Source organism: Pseudoxanthomonas sp. SL93, from assembly GCF_026625825.1.
Taxonomy (GTDB): Bacteria; Pseudomonadota; Gammaproteobacteria; order Xanthomonadales; family Xanthomonadaceae; genus Pseudoxanthomonas_A.
Map to the genome: position 1 here is coordinate 1728295 of NZ_CP113065.1, position 18062 is coordinate 1746356.

The following is an 18062-nucleotide window of genomic DNA, read 5'->3' on the forward strand; positions in this document are numbered from 1 at the left end:
CACCCTGCAAGAGCAAGCAAGAGGAATTCGATTATGCGCCAGAACACATCCCGCAAAAAAACATCCACGACACGCTTCGCACTGGCGGCCGCGCTGGCGCTGGTCGTCGGCGGCCTGCAGGCCCATGACGGCAAGCCGCACACCGGCGGCATCAAGCCCGCCGCCGACAAGGCCGTGGTCGCCGATTTCGACATCGTGCACACCAAGATCACCACCGAGAAGAACATTGCCACCTTCCACATGGCCGTGTCCGGCAAGGCCGGCAAGAGCACGCCCGCCGCCACCGGCAAGCTGGCCGGCAGCGACGTGTTCTCCTACGTGTGGCCGACCACGATCGATCCGTACGAAGTCGGCTTCGAGAAGGGCGCCGGCATCCTGGCGATGGCGGTCACCGCGCATCCGGATTTCGACGACACGCCGCTGTACGACGAGAACGGCGACGGCAAGCTCGACAACGACGGCAACCTCTGGCACAGCCACTGGGTCGTGCTGAAGCCGAACGAGGCCTGCGGCCCCGGCGCGCTCGCCGTGGTCGACATTCCCGAAGGCAGCAAGCCGCGCCTGCCGAAGACGTGGCCGGGTTTCCCGATCCTGCTCGACAGCCCGGGCTGGAGCCCCACGCTCAACGCCGAGACGGTGGAAGTGAAGGTGCCGTTCGACGACATCGGCGTGGTCACCGCGGGCAGCTTCGACGGCGTCACCGCCGGCCTGCGCGTCAATGCCAGCGTGCATGCGCCGCTGCTGTGCGTGGTGGACGTGTTCAAGGTCGCTTCCGGCAACCTGAGCCTGCCCGGCAAACCCAACCAGTAAACCGCTGTACGCGCCAGCGGTGACGGTCCGCCTCCCGGACCGTTCGCCGCCGCGCATCACGAGATCACCCCCATGACAACGCAAACCCGACCGGCGCCACCCTGGCAGGTGGACCGCTGGTTCAACACATCCGAAGCCATCAGCCTGGAGTCGCTGCGCGGCAAGGTCATCGTGCTGGAAGCCTTCCAGATGCTCTGCCCCGGCTGCGTGTCGCACGGCCTGCCGCAGGCCGCGCGCGTGCATGCCACGTTTCCCGACGACCAGGTCGCCGTGATCGGACTGCACACCGTGTTCGAGCACCATGACGCGATGACGCCGGTGTCGCTGCAGGCCTTCCTGCACGAGTACCGCATCGGTTTCCCGGTCGGCGTGGACCGCCCCGGTACGCACGGGCCGATCCCCCGGACCATGCAGGCCTATGCGATGCGCGGCACGCCCACGCTCACCCTCATCGACGCGCAGGGACGCATCCGCCACCAGCACTTCGGCCAGGTCAGCGACCTGGTGCTGGGCGCGCAGATCGCGTCGCTGGTACATGAGGCGCAGGCCCTGGTCAGCGCGGAAAGCGAAGACCGTTCAGCCGCGGCGGCAACCGCGTGCACGGCCGACGGCTGCGCCGTACCGTCGGTCTGAATCCGCCGTTCCGGCTGGCCGGTTGGCGCCCGCACGGGCGTTTCCAGAGGGACAGGGGAATCTTCACGGCACGTTCGCGTGCCACGCGTTGAGATACGAGCCATGAAGTCCGCCCATGCCCCCACTTTCTCCTGGCTGCCACGCCTGGCCTTCGTGGGCCTCGGCATGAGCATGGCCATCGTCGCGGGCGCGGTCTTCCCTTGATGGCGACGGCAGGCGCTGCCTGCCATCGCCACCATCAGCACGACACGCTCAACCACGCGCCTGCGTGGTGACATCCTGCCCCATCACCATCTCGATGACGCGCGAGGATGCGCCGTCATGGAAGCCGGTCTCGCGGGCGAAGTCGCGCGGGTTGTGGTACGTGCCGAACAGCATGTCGAACACCGGCAGTTCGGAATAGTTCTGGCGGTGCAGGCCGCGCGCGTGATGCCAGGAATGCATCTCGGGGCGCTCGATGAACCAGCCCAGCCAGCGCGGCGTGCGCACGTTGGTATGCGTGACCATGGCCAGCAGCGACGCCGTCAGCAAGGCGGCCGTGGCGGCTTCCGCACTCAGGCCGACGATGACGGTCAGCGCCAGGCTGCCGACGGCCGTCCAGCCCACCGTATCCAGCGGACTGAACCAGAACGCACTGAAGGTATCCAGCCGTTCGGCACTGTGGTGCATCTGGTGGCCGAAGCGCCACATGAGATCGACGCCATGCAGCGCGCGGTGCCAGGCATAGGCGCAGGCCTGGTAGACCAGCAGGCCCACCAGCCCACCCACCGGCCACGACAGGTGGCTCAGGTCGAACAGCTGCAACGGCAGCAGGTAGCCGGTCCACAGCAGCGGCAGGTAGGAGGACAGCAGGAAATAGAACACCGCGGCCAGCAGTCCGCGCGTGCGCCAGCGGGCCACGCGCGGCAGCGGGCGGGCAGGCGCGACGGCCTCCCACAGCATCAGCGCGGCGTACATGGCGAAGAAGATCAACGAGACGGGGTGCAGCAGCAGTTCGATGGGCGATGGCATGACGGCAGGGGCTCTGGTCTACTACGGGGGAGGCCGCACGATACGGGCGCCGCCCGTTCCGTCCCGCAGCCATTTCCGCCGACAACCTGACATTTCGGTCATGACGCGCCGCGACCCGCCCACCATCGCCCTGCTGGCCACGCACGGTGCCGCCGCATCGGTGCTCTACGGCATGTACGACCTGTTCAATTCCGCCGGCCGCGACTGGCCTGCGATGATCGGCCAGCCACCCGGCACATCGGTGTTCCGTCCCGTCGTGGTGGCACGCGACACCGCGCCGCTGCCGGTGATCAACGGCATCGTGGTGACCCCGGAAGTCGCGATGCGCGACCTGCCCTCGCCCGACTTCATCTGCATCCCCGACCTGGCGGTGTATCCCAGCGACATCGCGTTGCGCAACCACGACGAAGAGGCCGCCTGGCTGCGCGCTTGCCATGCGCGGGGCTCGGTCATCGCCGCCGCCTGCACCGGTGCGCTGCTGCTGGCGGATACGGGCCTGCTGGATGGCAACGATGCCACCACGCACTGGGCCTATTGCGAGGCGATGGCCGCGCGCCATCCGCGGGTCAAGGTCCATCCCCAGCGCGTGGTGGTCACCGCGGGACAGGACCAGCGGCTGGTGATGGGCGGCGGCGGTTCCAGCTGGCAGGACCTGGCGCTGTACCTCATCGCGCGCGTGGCCGGCATCGAATGCGCGATGCAGACCGCGCGGGTGTTCCTGATCGACTGGCACCAGAACGGCCAGCAGCCCTTCGCCAGCCTTGCCCGCTCGCGCACGTCGTCGGACGCGGTGATCTCGCAATGCCAGGTGTGGATCGCGGAGCACTACGACACGCCCGCACCCGTGGCCGGCATGCTGCAGGCCAGCGGCCTGGCCGAACGCACCTTCACCCGCCGCTTCCAGCAGGCGACGGGCCTGTCGCCGATCGAGTACGTGCACACGCTGCGGCTGGAAGAAGCCAAGCAGCAACTGGAATCCGCCGACGCGCCCGTGGAAGCGATCGCGCAATCCGTCGGCTACGAGGACGCGGCGTACTTCAGCCGCCTGTTCAAGCGCAAGGTGGGCCTGTCGCCGGCGCAGTACCGGCGCCGATTCGGTGGCATGCGCCGGATGCTGCAGGACGTCACGCAAACGTCGCAACGGAATCCTTCGCCTTAACGGCGGGACAACGCCGCCCGCGCGCGTCCGCCGCTTTCACGCGTCCTGTCAGGCGCGCGTCCTAGCCTGAGGTCCCCGTCACCACGCCGGTCGAGCACGCGGCGCGACGCCCCTACAGGATTCCCCATGGCTTTCTTCCGCCTGCGTGTCACCGGTACCGAAACGGGTTTCGATGCCCTGGTCAGCGCCCTTCACGGTATCGACGGTGTCGAACACGTCGAAGAGATCGCGGACCTGATGCCGCACATGGACGACGACGATTCCAGTTCGGCCGGATTGCCCGACGACACCGGCGGCGCACTGCACGCGCTGGAAATCGAGGCGGCCACGGCGCGCCACGACGACCTCAGGCAGATGGCCGAGCAGGTGGCGCACCAGCACGGCCTGGTGCTGGAGTACGTGGACGAATTCTGACAGGGACCGCCACGTGGGTGCATCGCTGGTCTACACTTCCGACACCATGCCCGGCCTGCGCCGGCGGCGCACCGGCAACGGCTTCGCCTACCTGGATGCGCGCGGACGGCGCGTCACCGGCGAGGCCACGCTGGACCGCATCCGCCGCCTGGCCATCCCGCCGGCCTACACCGATGTGTGGATCTGTCGGGATGCCCATGGCCACCTGCAGGCGACGGGACGCGATGCACGCGGGCGCAAGCAGTACCGCTACCACCCGGCATGGCACGCGCAACGCGGCGACAGCAAGTTCGAACGGATCATCGCGTTCGCCGAGGCGATGCCGGGTCTGCGCAGGCAGATCAACCAGCATCTGGCCCTGTCGGGCTTTCCGCGCGACAAGGTCATCGCGCTGGTGGTCGCGCTGATTGGCCAGACGTTGCTGCGCGTCGGCAATGCCAGCTACCTGAAGCAGAACCGCTCCTACGGCATCACCACGCTGCGCAACGAGCACGCGCGCTTCATCGCCTCGGGCCAGGTCCGTTTCGCCTTCCGCGGAAAGGGCGGACGGGCGCTGGAATCCACGGTGAGTGACGACCGGCTGGTTCGCCTGCTGCGACGCTGCCAGCAACTGCCCGGGCAGGCGCTCTTCCAGTACCGCGAGGGGGAGCAGCTGCACGGCATCAGTTCCGGTGACGTCAACGACTACCTGCAGGCACGGCTGGGCGGGCCCTACACTGCCAAGGATTTCCGTACGTGGGGCGCCACCCTGTTCGCCTTCCGCGCACTGGCGGCGATCCCCGCCCCGGACGACGGGCAGGATGCCGCCGCACGCACCCGCGTCCGCCTGGACGTACTGAAGGACACCGCCGCCATCCTCGGCAACACCGTGCGCATCTGCGAAAAGAGCTACGTGGATCCGGCGGTGTTCCGCGGCTGGGAGGATGGCAGCCTGCACGCCGCCGCCCGCCACGCGAAGGGTCCCCGGCAATGGGAGCAGGCGGCGATCCGTTTCCTCAAGCGCGCGCACCGCGCGCCTGCCGCACGCGCCTGAGCGGGCGACGCATCAGCCCCGCTGCAGCGACCAGAAGCCGATGTCGCGTCGGACGCGGTAGCCCATCTGTTCGTAGAGGATCTTCGCGCGCGGATTCTCATGGCTCACGTGCAGGAAGGGCTGCACACCGCGCGCAAGCGTGTCGTTGGTCAGCCAGGCCGTCAGCCGGCGCGCGTAGCCGCGTCCATTGAAATCCGGATGCGTGCAGATGGCGCTCATCTCGCGGCTGGCATCGGTGCCCAGGCGCTCCCCGATCATCGCCGCCAGCTGCCCGTCCTGGTAGATGCCGAAATAACGGCCCAGCGACATCGTGCGCGTGCGGAAGTAGTGCGGATACACCTTTGCGGTCAGGGCGAGCACATCGCGTCTATGTGTCTCCGTCAACGGAATGATCTCCGGCCCTTCGGTCACCACCAGCGGCGCATCGCACACCATCTGCGCCAGTGGCCGGAAGGCCTGCAACTGCCAGCCCGCCGGTACCGCACGCGGGGCGATGCCGAGGAGATAAACGGTCTCGCCCTCGCCTGTCAGCGCTTCGAGCGCGTCGCCGCAATCCCCGTCGGGCGAGGCGACGCCGGCGAAGGGTGCGTACTCCGCCGGATAACGCGCCACCGGCCCGCGCGTCTCGGCGAGATCGCGGTGGATCGTCTGCAGCGCAGACCAGAACGGGTTGTCGAGTCCTGCATCCATCATCATGTCGCTCGCGTGCTGGCCGCTCGATTATCCACGGCATCGCGCTCGGATCACACTCCGCCGCCAGCGGGTGCATCCCGGCCGGCCACTCCGTATGCTGCACGCATGCCATCCGTATCGCCTATCGCCTTCCGCCGCCGCTTGCCGGTTGCATGGTTCTGCTGCCTGCTGCTGGCCGGTTGCGCCACCGCGCCATTGCCGCCGCCCACGCGCCCACCCACCGATGTGCGCAGCGAAATCGTCCGGCGCATGCCGGCGAAAGTCGTCGACCGCCAGGGCTGGGCCGCGGACATCCAGGCGGCGTTCGCCGCGCAGCGCATCGAGCCGAACAGCGAGAACATCTGCGCCGTGCTGGCAGTCACCGAGCAGGAATCGGGCTATGTGGCCAATCCTGAAGTCGCCAACCTGCCGAAGATCGCGCGGGGCGAGATCGACCGCCGTGCCGCCGCGCTGCATGTGCCCGCCTTCATGGTCAGCGCGGCGCTGGCGATCCGCTCGCCCGACGGCCGCAGCTACAACGAGCGCCTGCAGCGCGTGCGCACCGAACGCGAACTCAGTGACATCTACCAGGACCTGATCGGCAGCGTGCCGCTGGGCAAGCGCCTGTTCGCCGACTTCAACCCGGTGCAGACCGGCGGCCCGATGCAGGTGGGCATTCCATTCGCGGAATCGAAAGCCGCCGGCTATCCGTATCCGGTGGACGGCAGCATCCGCGACGAAGTGTTCACCCGTCGCGGCGGCATGTATTTCGGCATCGCCCACCTGCTGGGCTACCAGACGCCCTACACGCGCAAGGTGCATCGCTTCGCCGATTTCAACGCGGGCTGGTACGCCAGCCGCAATGCCGCGTTCCAGAACGCGGTCACCACCGCCACCGGCATTCCACTGGCGCTGGACGGCGACCTGCTCACCCCCGGCGCACCGATGGACAAGCCGGGCCAGACCGAACGCGCCGTGCGCACGCTGGCCGGCGACCTGCGGATGGACGACCGCGACATCCGCCAGGCCCTTGAACGTGGCACGCACCTGGCGTTCGACGATACGCCGCTGTACGCGCGCGTGTATGCGCTGGCCGAAGCGCGCGCCGGCAAGCCGCTGCCACGCGCGATGATCCCCGGCATCCGGCTGGAGAGCCCCAAGATCACCCGCGAGCTCACCACCGCCTGGTTCGCGACCCGCGTGGACGAACGCTACCGCCACTGCATGCAGCGCTGACGCCGGGCGTCACGCCGCCAGTGCGCCCCACCAGCGCGCGAACTCCTGCCACGGCTGTGTTCCCGGCACCACGTGCATCAGCACGAAATTCACCGCCAACACCGCCGTGATGAAACGGAACACACCCCGGCCATGCGTCGCGTTGCGCTCGGACCACATCAGCAGCGCGAGGATGGCGAAGGTCAGGCCGTAGCCGCCCCACGAAGGATTGAAGCGTGCGCCTTCCGGCAACAGGGCCAGCATCAGGCGGGCCATGGCGGGATCGATCAGCACCAGCGCGGTGCCCACCATGTAGCGCGCATGCAGCGCGGGATCGCGGCGGTGGCGGATGGCCAAGCCCCAGAACACCGCCATCATCACCGTGGCCGCCATGCCCAGGTACAGCAGCATCGACTGCAGGCCGAACATCTGCGGTGGCGCGGCGGCCATGCGCAGCTGCGACAGCCACAGCGCGGAGAGCAGCACGCCAGGCATCAATCCGTACGAGATCTGTCCCACCTGCCGGTGCAGCGCCATGCGGCGCGTCCGCACCAGCCACGGCTGCACAATCAGCATCACCATCCACGCGCCCATGAACGCCGCATGCAGGTGGGTGACCAGGTCGGCCAGCCCCAAGCGGCTGAAATACGTCTTCCAGAAGCCCGCCAGCACCAGCGCCACCAGCGCCCATATCCACACCACGCTGCCTACGCCCCACAGGCCGGGCCGCCTTGCCGCGGCCCCATTCATCGTTACCGCCATCACGCCACCTTATTCGGAATCGTGGCAGGTTGAACGCCCGCGTCGTCCGGTACCGGCCAGCCGCCTGTCGAATTCCGCCACCGTCGTTCGTCGCGTTCAGGAAGGCGTCATTCCCGGCGCCGACAACCCGGAGAGTTCCATGCCTTACATCGACGGATTCGTGGCCGCCGTGCCGACGGCCAACAAGCAGAAATTCATCGACCACGCCAACGCTGGCGATGCAGTGTTCATCGACCATGGCGCCACGCGCGTGCTGGAGTGCTGGGGTGACGACGTGCCGCATGGCAAGGTCACCGACTTCCATCGTGCCGTGCAGGCCAAGGACGACGAGACGGTGGTGTTCTCGTGGATCGAGTGGCCCGACAAGGCCAGCCGCGACAACGGCATGGCCGCGGCGATGAAGGACCCGCGGTTGAGCCCGGGCACCAATCCCATGCCTTTCGACGGCACGCGCCTGATCTATGGCGGCTTCGCCCCGACCGTGGAACTCGGCAGCCCGTCCGCGCCCACCAGCTACGTGGACGGCTTCATCCTGCCCGCGCCCACGGCGGGCAAGCAGGCCTTCACCGACTACGCGAACACCTTCGACGCCATCTTCATGGGCTATGGCGCGACACGCATCATCGAGGGCTGGGGCGACGATGTGCCCGAAGGCAAGGTCACCGACTTCCGCAAGGCCGTGCAGGCGAAGGAAGACGAGACGGTCGCGTTTTCGTGGGTGGAATGGCCTGACAAGGCCACCCGCGATGCCGGCATGAAGAAGATGATGGAAGACCCCCGCATGGATCCCTCCAATCCCGACAACCCGCCGATGCCGTTCGACGGCCCGCGCATGGTGTTCGGAGGATTCGCGCCCGTGGTGGCCCTGCAGAAGTAGGCCGCGCTGCGATGGCATGGCCCGCCGTCGTGGCGGGCCGTGCGCATCGCATCACCGCTTCACGGCGCTTCCGACAGCGCGTGCAGGATGTCCACGTAGGACTTCTCGATGTCGGCCAGCCCCGCCGCCTTCACGCCCTCCGCGGGATGCAGCAGCATGAATTCGTCGGGTGCGTGCGCGCCCGTCCCGTAACCCAGTCCACCGAACACGAACGGCAGGCCCAGCGTGCGCGTGAACTGGTGGAACGGCGCGCTGCCCGCCAGCCATGGCGATACGCGCGTCTTCGCCCCGTACTTGTTCATTACGCCCAGCATCGCCTGCACGAGTGGCGCTTCGACCGAGGTCGATGCCGCGGGATAGCCGGACATCGGCCGCACGACGACGTCCTTGAACCCGTTCGCATCCAGGTGCGCACGGATCATCCGGTAAGCGTCGTCAGGCTCCAGGCCTGGCGGCAACCGGGAATCGATCTTGGCGGTGGCGATGTGCGGCAGGATGGTCTTGGTGCCTTCGCCTGTGTAACCGCTCCAGAGGCCGTTGATGTTGAGGGTCGGGTCGTACAGGTTGCGCACGATCGCTTCGCGGCCACTCAGTCCGTCGATCCAGTGCGACACGCCGAGGCTGCGCTGCATGGTGCTGTCGTCGGCCTCGGCCGCCAGCGTGTTGATCAGCCGCTGCTGTTCCGCCGCCGGCGCCTTCACCGGTGCGTAGTAACCGGGAATGGTGATGGTGTTGCCATCGGGCGTGGTCATCGAGGCGATGGCCTGCACCAGCCGCAGCGTGGGCGAATCCACCAGCGACTTCAACGATCCGTGGACCTCCGCCTTGGCGGGACCGCCCCACGCGCCACCCTTCGATTCCAGTTCGAAGTAGACGATGCCCTTCACGCCCAGGTTGAGCGATGCCGAGCCATCGGGCCGCTGGATGTTCATCGGGAAGAACGCGCCATCGGCCTTGCGCAACCGCTCGACCCACGGCTCGATGACCTTGCCGAAGTTGGGCGAACCCAGTTCTTCCTCGCCCTCGGCGACCACGTACAGGTTCACCGGCAGCGTGCCGTTGGTCTTGATCATCGCGTCCAGCGCATTGAGGAACGCGCGTTGCGGGCCCTTCTGGTTGGTCGCGCCACGCGCCATCAGCACCGTGCCGCGCTCGTGCTTGACCAGGGATCCGGCGAACGGGTCATCGATCTGCCAGTTGTCCTCCACCGGCTGCACGTCGTACATCATGTAGACCACGAGCGTCTTCTCGGCACCCGCGTCGTAATAGCCCAGCACGCCCGGATGCCCGGGCGTTTTCACCAGCCGCACTTCGGCGAAGCCCAGCGCGCGCAGGTCGTCGGCGACCAGGTTCGCCATCGCGTCGATGCCGTCGTCCTGCGCGCTGATGGAACGCTGCCTCACCCAGCGCTGCAGGTTCGCGATATGCGCATCCATGTCCGCGTCGATGCGGGCGTACACCGCATCGTGCCTGCCCGCGTAGGCGGGTACGCGGGAGGCATCGAAGCGTTCCGTCGTGGACCAGTCGTACAGGGGCCGCGGCGAATCAGCGGCATGGGCAGACAGCGCGGTCGCGCACGACAGCGCAAGCGCAAGACTGGACGACACTACACGCAGGCTGGACATCATCACTCCCGGTTGGTCACGATGGTCGAACCATACACGAGGCGGCTCGCATGGATTGCGACGTGAACCAGCGCCTGCTGCGTCCACTACGTCGCGCTCAGAAGAAGGAATCTCCCAGCTGGCCCGGCGTCTCGCCGACGGGCTAGCGCCTTTCTGCCCCCGTGGCGTCCTGGCGCGGCGGATCCTTGCACGCCGGGGGCCACGCAGCATCGGCTCCCGGCGCCAGGTCAACGAGGAAGAACTCGCCCGACGCGGCGTCGTGGGCCTGGGCGAAGAGCAGTCGGTTTCCGTCGGGCGACAACAGGGGGCCCACCTGGAAGACGTCATCGCGCGCAGGTACGCGACCGCGTTCGCGCCACGCGTCACCGTCGCGGTCGTACACGTAAAGGTGCGAGCGCTCGCCACGGTTGGCCACCACCACCAGCACGCGCCCATCGCGTGCGAGGTCGGCTTCGTACTCGTCGCCGGGGGTATTGACGGGCGCCGGCAACGGAGCCACGTCCCATTCTCCGCCGTCGCGGGGCGTGGCGAAGTAGAGATCGCGGCCTCCCAGGCCACCCGGACGGTGCGAACCGAACAGCAGGCGTCCGTCCGCCTGCGGACGCGGCAGCAGCTCCGTCTGAGGCGTGTTGACGGGTGCGGGAAGTCGCTCCGGTTCACCCCAACCTCCGTCCGCCCTGCGCGCGACGCGCCAGATATCCAGGTCACCCGAGGTCGTGCGGTCACTCGCGTAGTAGAGCCAGGCGCCGTCCGGGCTGTACGCGGGATCGGTCTCCAGTGCGTTCGCCGGGCCCGCGAACGCGGGCTCGCGTGGGCTACCCCACTGCGCGCCGTCGCAGCGTGAGATCAGCAGCCGGTAACGATCGAACGCGGGCGGTGCACGGAAGAAGGCCAGCTCACGACCGTCGGGAGAAAACACCGGCGAGGACTCATACTGGTCGGTGGACAGCGCCGGGGGCGTCCAGCGCACGGGGGCCGCGGGTCCTTCGCTATCCGGCACGGACGCCGCGCGGGACGTGGCCGCGAGCAACACGCATGGAAGCAGCGACAGCAGACGTATCGACACGGTGGACCTCCCTGGATCAGGTGCGACCCTAAGGTCCGGACGAGGCGGCATGTAGTGAGCATTCCGCAACCCTGCCTTGAGCATGTTTCAACGGAGGCCGCTCAGTCCTCGACCCGCCGCAGACGTTGTGGAATCTTCCGGCGCGGTGCCTGCGCCTCCCGCTCGTCCATCTCGCGCACGCGCCGGCCGGCCTCGCGGATGAGGTCCGGCAACAGGTGCGTTTCAGGCAGGTGCTTCCAGTACTTCTGCGGCATTTCCTGCCGCATCATCCGCGTGTTGAGGCGTGCGGGATTGAAGATATTGGCGTAGTACGTGCGCCACAGCGCGTCCTCGGCATCATCGGTGGGTGCATCGGCGCGTTGCGCGCCCTCGCCTGCCCACAGCTGCGCACCGTCCCACTGCACGCTGCGATAAGGCGTGAGGATGGCCCACCGCATGCCGGCGAAGCGGCGCATGAAGAACGGCGCAACGCGATCGACGATGAAGTGGTCCGGCTCGAACCAGGCCAGGTAAGTGTCGTCCTCGCCATCCACCTGCCGGAAGCGCACGAACGCCTTCATCTTGTGCGTATCGCGCCGGACCGCCTGCGCCCAGCGGTTCGCACGATGCACGTCGGCGTCGGTGGCACGGTCCAGCAGTGCGCGCTCGCCGTTGCCGATGCGCCAGAGCAGGCGATAGAGCAGCGCGTGCCGGCCGGCATCGCGATGGCACAGCACCGACGCGGCGAACGCCATGAAGTCCACCGGCACCGACAGGCCCGTCCGCTGCACCGGCTGGTCGATCACGGAGGCGCCCCCCAGCAGTTCGCCCTGCGCATCGGCCTGCCATTCCACCGACTCCGGCGGAAGCTGCGCCTCCCAGGCGTGGCGCGCCTGCGTGCGCCAGGCATCCAGGTCCCAGGCCGGCGTCACCGTCGCGCGGAACATCGACATGCGTCAGCCGAACAGATCAGCCTGGCGCGGCGCCGGCGCCAGTTCGCGGCGCAGGCGCGCCGGATCGTCGAGGCGCTGGCGCGGGTGGTGGTCCAGCAGCACCACGAACGGCAGCACCTTCTGCAGCGGCGCGCGCAACCGGGCCAGGTCGGCGACGCGCAGCCGGCCCTGCCGGCGCGAGTCGACGATGCGCTGCACGTTGCGTGCACCCAGGCCGGGCACGCGCAGCAGCATCTCGCGTGGCGCGGTGTTGAGATCGACCGGGAACCGGTCCGGATGCCGCAGCGCCCAGGCAAGCTTGGGGTCGATGTCCAGGTCCAGCATGCCGCCGCCCTGCGGGCCGCTATCGCCGACAATCTCCTGCACGTCGAAACCGTAGAACCGCAGCAGCCAGTCCGCCTGGTACAGGCGATGCTCGCGCAGCAGCGGGGGCGCCCGCAGCGGGAGCTGCGTGGACGCGTCGGGAATGGGGCTGAAGGCGGAGTAGTACACGCGACGCATGCGGAACCGGCTGTACAGCGCATCGCTGGCGACCAGGATCGCGCGGTCATCCGCGGCGTCGGCGCCCACGATCATCTGCGTGCTCTGCCCGGCTGGCGCGAACTTCGGCGGACGCTTGCGCTTGGGCTGCGCCTCCTGACGGGAGGGCTTCGCCGCCAGGATGCGCGTGTGCAACTCGCCCATCGCATCGCGGATGCCCTGGGCCTGCTTCTGCGGCGCCAGCTGCTTCAGCCCCTCTTCCGTCGGCAGCTCCACGTTGATGCTTAGCCGGTCCGCATAACGGCCGGCGGCGGCGAGCAGCTCCGGCGAGGCCTCCGGAATGGTCTTCAGGTGGATGTAGCCGGCGAAACGGTGATCCTCGCGCAGGCTGCGCGCGACCTCCACCAACTGCTCCATGGTGTAGTCGCCGTTGCGGATGATGCCGCTGGAGAGGAACAGACCCTCGATGTAGTTGCGCTTGTAGAACTCCAGCGTCAGCCGCACCACCTCGGCGGTGGCAAAGCGCGCGCGCGGCACGTTGCTGGAAACGCGGTTGACGCAGTAGGCGCAGTCGTAGATGCAGAAATTTGTCAGCAGGATCTTCAGCAGCGACACGCAGCGCCCGTCCGGCGTGTACGAGTGGCAGATGCCCATGCCTTCGGTGCTGCCGATGCCGCCCTTGCCCAGCGAATTCCGCTTGCCTGCGCCGCTGGACGCACACGATGCGTCGTACTTCGCCGCATCGGCCAGGATCGCCAGCTTTTCCTTGAGTTGCATGCGGCCATTCTAGCCAGCCACATCTCCCGATGTGAGACGGCGTGCACCCCGCGATGTTCAGCATCGTGATGCCGCGTGCCCACCCGGTGCGGTGGTATCCGCGCGGATGGATCACCGTGTCGATCCATGGCACCGTGGTTCGTCGTCATGACAACGCCTGCCCATACCGACTGGAGAAACCGCCATGACCCGCTTCCGCCTGCCCGTCGTGCTCGCCCTCGCTTTCGCCACGGCTGCCGCCAGTGCCGCCGAACAGGTCTATGTGCTGGAACCCGGCCACACCTTCCCCAGTTTCGAGGCGGACCACATGGGCATGTCCACGTGGCGCGGCAAGTTCAACCGCAGCCGCGGCGAGGTGCGGATCGACCGCGAACGCGGCACCGGCCAGGTGGAGGTGACCATCGACGCCCGCAGCGTGGATTTCGGGCTGGATGCGCTGAACGAATGGGCGGTGGGCGAGCAGTTCTTCGATACCGCGAAATACCCGGAAGCCACCTATCGCGGCACGCTGGTCGAATTCCGCGAGGGTGCCCCGACGAAGGTGGAAGGCGAACTCACCCTGCATGGCGTCACCCGTCCCCTGGCCCTGACCATCGACCGCTTCAAGTGCCAGCCGCATCCGCTGCACAAGCGCGACTGGTGCGGCGCCGATGCACACGCGGTGTTCGACCGCAGCCAGTTCGGCCTGGACGCGGGCAAGGACTACGGCTTCGACATGAACGTCACCCTGCGCATCCAGGTGGAAGCCGATATCCGCGTGGACGCGGCAGCGAAATAGCAGGCACGCATCCGGTGGGTACGGCCCAGCGCATGGGGGACGATGCCTACCTGCACGCCTCGGACACGGATTTCTCGACGGCCTGCATGAAGTCGTAGTCGCGGTTCATGCTGGGGTCCTGGCGGGCGCTGTCCCGCACGTGCCGCGCCCGCTCGCAGGCCTCCGGACCGGGCGCACGCACCGAACTGATCAGCGTGGCGCCCAGCGTGGAATCCTGTGCGTTCCTGGCACGCATGTACTGGCGGTCCTGGTCGACCCGTTGTTCGGCCACGCGCCGCGCGTAGTTGTCGCGCGACGGGTTGGTCGATGCATTCCAGCGCTTTTCTTCCGGGCCGTCGGGGCACGGGATGGACTGGTAGACCGTGCCGAGCTTGGCATCCTTGCACTTGTAGACCGCCTGCGCCGATGCCGGCAGCGCCAGCACGGCGAGGGCCGCGGCGAACATCCTGACCATGGGGCTTCCCGTAAAAACCGGGAAGGTTACACGACGCGGCGCCACCCCAGGCGCGGTGCCCGCGAACGGCCGGGCTGCATGCCCGGCACGGACCTTGCCGAGGGATCAGACCGGCGCAAAGCCGCGGGTCGCCTTCTTCTCGCTCTTTTCCGCGCGCTTTTCCTTCATCGTCTTCGCAGGCTTCTTCTTCTGCTCTTTCTTCTTGTCCAGGCCTTTGGCCATTTCATGCACTCCCAGGGTCGTTGCGACCATCCCGAGCATGACACATCCGGCCGCCCGCCGCGGTGACGGGCGCAGTTTGGCCCGGCGCGCGCATCGGTGTCAGCGCGTGGCGGCCAAGGCCACCGCATCCGCCCCCGCCGGGAAATGCAGTTGCCCCGTGGTGTCGTTCGCGGCACGCCACACGCCCGCGGCGACGTCGGCCCCGGTGGTCACCGCCGTCAGGCTGCCCAACCCGGCAAACACGCGTTGGGCGAAGGGTTCGTAGGCCTCTGGAATCAGGCCCTGCATGCGCTGCTGGCCGTTGGCGGTGAACCGGGTGGAAGGACCATAGCCGGGCTGTACCAGCTTGACCCGCACATCGAAGGCCCCGAGTTCGTGTGCCAGCGATGCGCTGAAGCCTTCGACGGCGGTCTTGCTGGCGGTGTACGCGGCCACCAGCGGGAACGGTGCCAGCGTCGTGCTGGAGGTGACGTTCACGATGATGCCTGCCCTGCGCTGGCGGAACTGCGGGATGACGGCGTGGCACATGGCCATCAGTCCGAAGGTGTTGGTCTCGAAGACCGCGCGCACAGTGGCCATGGGCGTGGCTTCGAATGCACCGAACAGGCCGATGCCGGCGTTGTTGACGAGCACGTCGATGGGACCGGCGGCGTCGACCGCGTGGGCGATGCTTTCGGGGCGGGTGACATCCAGCGCGAGCAGGCGCAGGCGTGGCGACGGCGGCAGCAGGTCTTCGCGCGGATCCCGCTGGGTGGCGATGACGCGCCAGCCCTGCGCGAGGAAGTGGCGCGCGGTTTCCAGGCCGTAGCCGGACGAGCAGCCGGTGATCAGGACGGTCTTCATTGCGTTCTCCGGGGTGAGTTGACTCGGCGGGAACGATAGGCCAGCCTTCCCGGATGATCGATAACGCATCGTCCTGTTTGTTTTAGCCAGCGTCCGGAATGGGTGACCCACTCTCCGACGTCGTCCAGCTGCTCCACCCCCAGGCGGTCTTTGCCAACGTGATCAGCGGCAAGGGCAACTGGGCGGTGCGGTACGACGACTACGGCCAGCCCGGCTTCTGCATCGTGCTGGAAGGCAGCGCGAGACTGGCCGTGGAGGGGCACGCCCCCCTCACCATCAGCGCAGGCGACTTCGTGCTGCTGCCAACCACGCCGGCGTTCACGCTTTCAGGCTTCTTGCCGGCGCCACCGGTCTTCATCGATCCCCGCGTGGTACCTGGAGGACAGGGCGAACTGCGCCATGGCGATCCGGACGGCCCCCCGGACATGCGCTCGCTGGGTGGCGCCTTCCGGTTCGACACCCAGGACGCCGCGCTGCTGGTATCGCTGCTGCCCGCGGTCGTGCACGTGCAGGGTTCGCAACGGCTCATGCAACTGGTGCAGATGGTCGGCGAGGAATACGCAACGCAGCAGCCGGGCACTGACTACATGCTGTCCCGGCTGGTCGAGATGCTGCTGGTGGAAGCGATGCGTTCGACGACAACGGGGAATGCGCCGCCCGGCCTGCTGCGCGCACTGGGCGACGAGCGGCTGGCGATGGCGCTCAAGCAGGTGCATGCACGCATCGCGCACCCATGGACCGTGGGTGAGCTGGCGAACATCGCCGCGCTTTCACGCTCGACGTTCTTCGACCGGTTCACCCGCACCGTCGGCGTGGCGCCGATGGAATACGTACTGGCCTGGCGGATGGAAGTCGCGAAGGCATTGTTGAGGCGCGATGGCCTCCGCGTGACCCAGGTGGCCGAGCGCGTCGGCTATGGCTCCACCAGCACGTTCAGCGTGGCCTTCAGCCGGCATGTGGGCGAACCGCCCAGCCGCTACGCAACCCGGACGTGACGCCACCAACTTCGGCATCGTGGCCAGCGCGCGATGGCCACGATTCCCGGGATGAGGCTTGGACAGCGCGGGTGTCTGCACACTCGGTTGCTGACCGGGATCCCTCTACGGTTTCTCGCGGTGGAAGATCATTCCTCCGTGGTGGAGTTCATCCAGGCTGACGAAGGTACCGTCCGCCGTGAATCCGGTGTCGTCCCAGTAGTCGATATGCGTTCCCCGCACTTCGTAGCGCCCCTGGTATGCGCTTTTGCGGGTGCCGCGTGCTTCGTCGTAACGGCCGTTCGGCAGGAGTTCCTGACGGATGCGACCATCCGCCGTGACCCACATGCCGATATAGGGGTGCGTGGACATCGGGTTTCCTTGTGTGGGGTTGTCCGGGGACGTCGGGTGGGAAGCCGGCGTCATCGCATGTGCACCCTGGTGAAGGGCGGCGGTGATCGCCAGGGCAAGCGCGACCATCGGCATGCGCTGGACGCCAGGCAGGAAGTCCTTCATCACGGCACACCCTCGCCACCCGGCGCCGGTATGCGACGGATCACATCCTCGTAGGGGGCAAGATCGAGAAAGGCCGTCACCTCCACCGCCTTGCCGCGCTCCATGCGGAAGATCCATGCATAGTGGTTCCTGTAAGGCCTGCCATCCATGGCCACGGCTTCACCCACCCAGTTGATGATGACGTGGTCGCCATCCGCCCACAGGCGCCGGGAGACCGGGCGCACGGGGGTGCGCAGGCGACTGACGAAAGGGCGCACGGCACGCGCGTTGAAATCGGCGAGCCCGCGATACGTTCCCGCCGTGGGGCCCGAGCCCTCGATCGTCCAGACGACGTCGGGCGAGAGCACCTCCGCGAAGAAGTCCGACCCGCCGGCGGCCCATCGTGCGAAGGCGTCGTCGACCTGTTGCCTGTTGTGCGCGGCGGCCACCGGATCCTGCGTCGTGGTCGCCGACACCCGGGCCAGCGATGTCGTGGGAGCGGCCGCAAGGCACGCGATGACGCATGCGGCCATCGCCCATGCGCGGCCCATGGCGAACAGCGGTCGTCCGCTGCGCGCCACGAACAGCAAGGACACGGCGGACGAGCCCGTGGCTGCACACGACCGCCCCTGCACCATGCGGACGCGGCTTACTTCATGCACCTGGCGGCGGCCTGGCCGCGTTTCGATGACCATTGTCTTCCCTCTGTCTTGAACGGGTAGGAATGCGTTCCAGCTGCGCGCATTCTTCCGCTCGGCGCCGCGACTGCGGTAGACGCCGTGTACGCAATGCTTGCCTGATCGTCCGACCGTGGCAGATGATTTCCCTTG

Annotated in this window: 20 protein-coding genes and 2 pseudogenes; 10 read left to right on the forward strand and 12 right to left on the reverse strand. The window is 67.8% G+C overall.

Going from position 1 to position 18062, the window contains the following annotated elements:
• Positions 1-33 precede the first annotated feature (33 nt).
• Positions 34-810, forward strand: coding sequence for a hypothetical protein (locus tag OVA13_RS08170; protein WP_267793279.1), 777 nt, complete (start codon positions 34-36; stop codon positions 808-810).
• 72 nt (positions 811-882) lie between these two features.
• On the forward strand, positions 883-1443 hold the full coding sequence (locus tag OVA13_RS08175) for a redoxin domain-containing protein (RefSeq protein WP_267793280.1): 561 nt from the start codon (positions 883-885) through the stop codon (positions 1441-1443).
• Positions 1444-1695: 252 nt separating this feature from the next.
• On the opposite strand, the gene OVA13_RS08180 is transcribed toward OVA13_RS08175, so the two are convergent.
• Positions 1696-2454: a sterol desaturase family protein gene (locus tag OVA13_RS08180; RefSeq protein WP_267793281.1), complete on the reverse strand. Its 759-nt coding sequence runs from the start codon at positions 2452-2454 to the stop codon at positions 1696-1698.
• Between the two features lie 100 nt (positions 2455-2554).
• Here OVA13_RS08180 and OVA13_RS08185 point away from each other — a divergent pair, with 100 nt between their 5' ends.
• The 3 genes from OVA13_RS08185 to OVA13_RS08195 all read left to right on the forward strand — a co-directional run bounded on the left by OVA13_RS08185 (position 2555) and on the right by OVA13_RS08195 (position 5060).
• Complete coding sequence (locus tag OVA13_RS08185) at positions 2555-3613, forward strand: GlxA family transcriptional regulator (RefSeq protein WP_267793282.1); 1059 nt, start codon at positions 2555-2557, stop codon at positions 3611-3613.
• 126 nt (positions 3614-3739) lie between these two features.
• On the forward strand, positions 3740-4027 hold the full coding sequence (locus OVA13_RS08190; protein ID WP_267793283.1) for a hypothetical protein: 288 nt from the start codon (positions 3740-3742) through the stop codon (positions 4025-4027).
• Between the two features lie 13 nt (positions 4028-4040).
• Entirely contained in the window at positions 4041-5060 is a 1020-nt protein-coding gene (locus OVA13_RS08195; protein WP_267793284.1) for a DNA topoisomerase IB, read from the forward strand.
• Between the two features lie 12 nt (positions 5061-5072).
• Here the strand turns inward: OVA13_RS08195 and OVA13_RS08200 are convergent, their stop codons facing one another.
• Positions 5073-5756 carry a GNAT family N-acetyltransferase gene (locus OVA13_RS08200; RefSeq protein ID WP_267793285.1) on the reverse strand — a complete coding sequence of 228 codons (684 nt, stop codon included), beginning with the start codon at positions 5754-5756 and terminating at the stop codon, positions 5073-5075.
• Positions 5757-5858: 102 nt separating this feature from the next.
• Here OVA13_RS08200 and OVA13_RS08205 point away from each other — a divergent pair, with 102 nt between their 5' ends.
• Positions 5859-6968 (forward strand): DUF1615 domain-containing protein, encoded by a 1110-nt coding sequence (locus tag OVA13_RS08205; protein ID WP_267793286.1) that lies wholly within the window; start codon positions 5859-5861, stop codon positions 6966-6968.
• Positions 6969-6977: 9 nt separating this feature from the next.
• Here OVA13_RS08205 and OVA13_RS08210 read toward each other — a convergent pair whose 3' ends face one another.
• On the reverse strand, positions 6978-7697 hold the full coding sequence (locus OVA13_RS08210; protein WP_267793287.1) for a hypothetical protein: 720 nt from the start codon (positions 7695-7697) through the stop codon (positions 6978-6980).
• 151 nt (positions 7698-7848) lie between these two features.
• On the opposite strand from OVA13_RS08210, the pseudogene OVA13_RS08215 reads away from it, so the two are divergent.
• Together OVA13_RS08215 and OVA13_RS08220 are read left to right on the forward strand one after the other, a co-directional pair.
• Positions 7849-8211, forward strand: a pseudogene (locus OVA13_RS08215) (DUF1428 domain-containing protein); the annotation flags it as partial.
• Positions 8191-8586 carry a DUF1428 domain-containing protein gene (locus OVA13_RS08220; RefSeq protein ID WP_267793485.1) on the forward strand — a complete coding sequence of 132 codons (396 nt, stop codon included), beginning with the start codon at positions 8191-8193 and terminating at the stop codon, positions 8584-8586. The pseudogene OVA13_RS08215 and the gene OVA13_RS08220, both read left to right, overlap by 21 nt.
• A gap of 59 nt (positions 8587-8645) precedes the next feature.
• On the opposite strand, the gene OVA13_RS08225 is transcribed toward OVA13_RS08220, so the two are convergent.
• The 4 genes and pseudogenes from OVA13_RS08225 to OVA13_RS08240 form a co-directional block, all read right to left on the reverse strand.
• Entirely contained in the window at positions 8646-10211 is a 1566-nt protein-coding gene (locus OVA13_RS08225; RefSeq protein ID WP_267793288.1) for a M20/M25/M40 family metallo-hydrolase, read from the reverse strand.
• A gap of 142 nt (positions 10212-10353) precedes the next feature.
• Positions 10354-11181, reverse strand: a complete 828-nt coding sequence (locus tag OVA13_RS08230) for a TolB family protein (RefSeq protein ID WP_267793289.1) — start codon at positions 11179-11181, stop codon at positions 10354-10356.
• 224 nt (positions 11182-11405) lie between these two features.
• A pseudogene (locus OVA13_RS08235) lies at positions 11406-12203 on the reverse strand (TIGR03915 family putative DNA repair protein); the annotation flags it as partial.
• A gap of 9 nt (positions 12204-12212) precedes the next feature.
• The gene (locus OVA13_RS08240) at positions 12213-13466 is read right to left on the reverse strand and encodes a putative DNA modification/repair radical SAM protein (RefSeq protein WP_267793290.1); all 1254 of its coding nucleotides are present in this window, start codon (positions 13464-13466) and stop codon (positions 12213-12215) included.
• Positions 13467-13650: 184 nt separating this feature from the next.
• Here OVA13_RS08240 and OVA13_RS08245 point away from each other — a divergent pair, with 184 nt between their 5' ends.
• Positions 13651-14244 carry a YceI family protein gene (locus OVA13_RS08245; protein WP_267793291.1) on the forward strand — a complete coding sequence of 198 codons (594 nt, stop codon included), beginning with the start codon at positions 13651-13653 and terminating at the stop codon, positions 14242-14244.
• Positions 14245-14290: 46 nt separating this feature from the next.
• On the opposite strand, the gene OVA13_RS08250 is transcribed toward OVA13_RS08245, so the two are convergent.
• The 3 genes from OVA13_RS08250 to OVA13_RS08260 form a co-directional block, all read right to left on the reverse strand.
• A complete protein-coding gene (locus OVA13_RS08250; protein WP_267793292.1) occupies positions 14291-14698 on the reverse strand; it encodes a DUF4124 domain-containing protein in 408 nt (135 codons plus the stop codon).
• A 105-nt stretch (positions 14699-14803) separates the two neighbouring features.
• Positions 14804-14959, reverse strand: coding sequence for a hypothetical protein (locus OVA13_RS08255; RefSeq protein ID WP_267793635.1), 156 nt, complete (start codon positions 14957-14959; stop codon positions 14804-14806).
• A gap of 60 nt (positions 14960-15019) precedes the next feature.
• Entirely contained in the window at positions 15020-15763 is a 744-nt protein-coding gene (locus OVA13_RS08260; protein ID WP_267793293.1) for an SDR family oxidoreductase, read from the reverse strand.
• 98 nt (positions 15764-15861) lie between these two features.
• On the opposite strand from OVA13_RS08260, the gene OVA13_RS08265 reads away from it, so the two are divergent.
• The gene (locus OVA13_RS08265) at positions 15862-16758 is read left to right on the forward strand and encodes an AraC family transcriptional regulator (RefSeq protein ID WP_267793294.1); all 897 of its coding nucleotides are present in this window, start codon (positions 15862-15864) and stop codon (positions 16756-16758) included.
• Between the two features lie 105 nt (positions 16759-16863).
• Here the strand turns inward: OVA13_RS08265 and OVA13_RS08270 are convergent, their stop codons facing one another.
• Positions 16864-17253, reverse strand: a complete 390-nt coding sequence (locus tag OVA13_RS08270; RefSeq protein ID WP_324288282.1) for an Atu4866 domain-containing protein — start codon at positions 17251-17253, stop codon at positions 16864-16866.
• Positions 17253-17813: a nuclear transport factor 2 family protein gene (locus OVA13_RS08275; protein WP_267793486.1), complete on the reverse strand. Its 561-nt coding sequence runs from the start codon at positions 17811-17813 to the stop codon at positions 17253-17255. The genes OVA13_RS08270 and OVA13_RS08275 overlap by 1 nt, the downstream gene beginning before the upstream one ends.
• Between the last annotated feature and the right edge of the window lie 249 nt (positions 17814-18062).